The organism is Bradyrhizobium sp. LeoA1Lang (assembly GCF_055413685.1).
In genome coordinates, this window is record NZ_JBVAPG010000359.1 from 1 (window position 1) to 2,458 (window position 2,458).

Genomic DNA, 2,458 nt, shown 5'->3' on the forward strand with positions numbered 1-2,458 from the left:
GTGCGGCCCTTCAAGCTCACCACAATCCCATGACGATCAAGCCCGTTGCCCATGTCACAAGGGCCGCGTAACATTCATTCTGGCAACGTCGGCCCGACGTAGTTCAACACCGATCGGGACATCCCCGCCACCCGCGCCCGGTCCTGTTTTCGCCCGCGCGCCATCTTTGTCCTCGTCTTCTTCGCTACCGCCATCGGTGCCTCCTGTTGTGACATCGATGCAATGCGACAGGGATTCCCAGGTTCCGGAACGATTCGAACTGTGCCAATTTGAATCGGCTGTAGCGTGGAGTTCTTCAGTGGCGTTTCAGCGTCGGAAACCCGAGGCGATCGGCCTCAAGGCGTCCCTGCCCGGCTTCATCGAGCCGGCCCTGGCATCCTCAATCGACAAGGTGCCGTCAGGGACCCGCTGGATTCACGAAATCAAATTCGACGGCTACCGTGTTCAGGTCCATCTGGCCAACGAGGCGGCGACGATCTTCACCCGGCGCGGCCACGATTGGACGCATCGCTTCAAAAAGGTCGCCAACGATGCCTGGCGGATCAAGGCGAGCTCGGCCGTCGTGGATGGCGAGATCGTGGTCCCGGCCGCCGACGGCACGACCGACTTCTCGGTCCTGCAGAACGAGCTCAAGGGTAAGTCGAAGAGCATCGCGCTTGTGGCGTTCGACCTGCTCTATCTGAATGGCCGCGATATCCGGAAGCTACCACTCTTTCAGCGCAAGGCCGAACTCAAGAAGATACTGAACGGCACCGACATCCAGTTCAGCGAAAGTTTCGAGATCGACGGCCGCGAGATGTTCGCGCACGCCTGCAAGCTCGGGCTCGAAGGCATCGTCTCGAAAGTACGTGACGGCGCCTATCCAACGGGACGAACGAACGACTGGGTCAAGAAGACCTGTGTGCAGCGGGAAACGCTGACCATTGCCGGTTTTGCACTCGATGGCACGAAGTGGGACGGGCTCTATGTCGGCCGGCGCAAGGGCGACGATCTGGTCTACGCCGGCAAAGTCGACCACGGCTTCGACAAGGTCTCGGCCGCCGATCTGCAGAAGCGGCTTCAGCCCCTCATCCGAAGGACTCAGCCCTATGCCAAGCGCATCGGCCACAAGGGCATCTGGGTCGAACCCAAGCTCCTGGCCGAAATCGAGTATCGCGCAAAGTCGGCCGAGGGAAAGGTCCGGCATCCGTTCTTCCGGGGCCTGCGGGAGGACCTTTGATGGATGCATTCGATCGTTTCTGACAATGGGCGGACAAGCCACCGGAAAGTTTGCTGATGATCCCGGCCGGGGCCGTCATGGAGCTCGCTCCTGCGGACCGACGGGACCGCGCCGCGGTGAACCAAGCCGCAATTCACGTACAGATCCCGACCGATGAATACTAAGGCGACCGCGAGCCTTCACGCGCGGATGCCGCGAACCAAGAACCGCTAACTAGCCCCGTGCGCGGCGCAGCGCAGCTTCCAATCGCGCCTTCTCTTTATCCCAGCGCGTTTCTTCGGCCTGCGACCTTTTCTCGAGAACCTCGACCTCGGCCTGGATGGCCGCGGCCTGTTTCGCGTGCTCCTGCTCGGCCTTATCAAACGCAGCCTGCGCCTTGTCGACCGCCTGCTGACGGCGGGCGCGTTCCTTCTGCCTGGCTGCCTCTTCCTTCGCTCGTTCAAGCGCGCGGCGCCTCTCTTCCCGTTGGTAGTCCAATGCGCCCTTTCGCTCCGCAGCCTTGTCCACGGGGCGAGAGGAAGCCTTCTTCGCCTTTGAGCCTTTCGACTCGCGAGCCGCTTTCGTTGGTTTGCCGCCGCCGAGATCGGTGGGAAGCTCGGCATGTTCTTTGAAAGATCCGTCGGATCCGACCGGGCGCCTGAGCACGACGCCAGGCCTTTCCATAGTCCCTGCGACGACGTCTGGATCGTCGCTTTCCTTCGCTGCACCCTGATGAAATAGATTGCTGTCTGCGCCCCACGCTTCCAGCGCCGCTTTCATGGAGGGAGCAGCTATCGCCAGATCGAAGAAGCCCAGCGAAGTCTGGTAGGTTTTCAGTTTTCTCGCCATGAGACGCTTCCCCGCACTGCCCAACCCACCGGCCGCCGCCATGCGATCAGCCGTGCTGCCTACCGCACGAGTAGAGAACTTCCAAAGCGGGTGAACAGAGCGGCCAGCCCGGGAAATATCTCGGCGCATTCGACTTGTCGAACCGAGCTCCCCCCGGCAGAAGGAATTTCTGACGCCGACTGCCGGTGATTGAGGCCGAAGCTGGTTTCCAAACCGCAGCGGAGTTCGGCATATCGTATCTTTAGGTCGATGAAATACCTATAAATTTGTACCTTTGCCGCTAAACTAGTGGTTCATCACAGTGATTTTGACGTTTTGATACCGAGCCATTCGAGGATCGGCAAGTTTTCGGGTGGCAGGAGAATCTCGATGCTTCGGGGAACGCCGGGCTGACGGCGAATGAAGCCGTTT

General features: G+C 60.5%; 2 protein-coding genes. One reads left to right on the top strand and one right to left on the bottom strand.

Annotated features, from left to right (window positions below; all coding sequences use genetic code 11):
• The first annotated feature begins 298 nt into the window (after positions 1-298).
• Positions 299-1,219, top strand: a complete 921-nt coding sequence (gene ligD / locus ACZYOF_RS43385; protein WP_463719547.1) for a non-homologous end-joining DNA ligase — start codon at positions 299-301, stop codon at positions 1,217-1,219.
• A gap of 213 nt (positions 1,220-1,432) precedes the next feature.
• Here the strand turns inward: ligD and ACZYOF_RS43390 are convergent, their stop codons facing one another.
• Positions 1,433-2,047 (bottom strand): cell envelope biogenesis protein TolA, encoded by a 615-nt coding sequence (locus ACZYOF_RS43390; protein ID WP_130584402.1) that lies wholly within the window; start codon positions 2,045-2,047, stop codon positions 1,433-1,435.
• Positions 2,048-2,458 lie beyond the last annotated feature (411 nt).